Annotated in this window: 1 protein-coding gene; it reads left to right on the top strand. The window is 62.6% G+C overall.

Features of this window, described 5'->3' with window-relative positions; translation table 11 throughout:
* The coding region (locus B3C64_RS07720; RefSeq protein WP_291534893.1) for an endonuclease/exonuclease/phosphatase family protein at positions 1–824 on the top strand (824 nt) is incomplete at its 5' end.
* Positions 825–924 lie beyond the last annotated feature (100 nt).

Here is a 924-nt window from a genome sequence, read left to right as displayed (position 1 = left end):
TGCTGCGCAAGGTGCAGTACTGGATGAACAATCTGCAGGCGCACAACACGGCGCAGATGGTGGCCGACAAACTTGCCGAAAAACGTGAAACATCGCGTGAAACAAAAGAGGCGCAGAGTGGCGACGCGCGCCACGGCAATGGCGGATTCCGGGTGATGACGCTCAATTGCCGCTATGGCCGTGCGAATGCCGGGCAGATCGTCGAGGCCGTGCGCAGCCACGATGTCGGCGTGCTCGCCTTGCAGGAGCTGACGGACGATCTTGTCGCCGCGCTGGACGAGGCGGGGCTTTCCGAGGTGCTGCCCTACCGTCAGCTGGGCGGGAACAAAGAGACCGACAACGGCGGATTCAACGGCATATGGATCCGCGTCGAGCCGAGCGACACCTCTCCGGTCACCGCTGAGATCCCCGCCGCGGACGTGCCTGGAGTGTGTTTCCCCATCGACGCCCAGCGCAACGTCACCTTCGTGTCTGCGCATCCGAAATCGCCGATGCGCGGCTGCGCCGATTGGTCGGCCGGCATCATCGGTCTGGGAGAGCTTTCCACTTCGCAGAAGGCCGGCGACATCACCGTCATCATGGGCGATCTCAATTCCAGCACCGATCATCCGAGTTTCCGGCGTTTGCTCGCCGATGGCTTCGAGGACGCCGCGCTTGCCGAGGCGAAGGGAAGACGGGCCACTTTCCCGTCATGGCTTCCGTGGCCGCGCATCGTGCTCGACCACGTGCTGTACACGCACGGTCTGCATGCGTCCGAGGTGCGTTCCTTCACCATTGAAGGAAGCGATCATCTGGCGTTGACCGCGACGCTGACGTTGCGGTAGATGCCGTGCCGCGCTGCCTTGGCGCGGTTGTGCCGATCGTTGATATGCCGATGCTCGGCACAATATCTGATCGGCGATTATTGCCGCATACTACGATGGC

It is taken from the genome of Bifidobacterium sp. UBA6881, from assembly GCA_002451435.1.
In the GTDB taxonomy this organism is placed as follows: domain Bacteria; phylum Actinomycetota; class Actinomycetes; order Actinomycetales; family Bifidobacteriaceae; genus Bifidobacterium.
The sequence above is the reverse complement of the archived record's forward strand: the minus strand, read 5'-3'. Positions and strand labels throughout refer to the sequence as shown.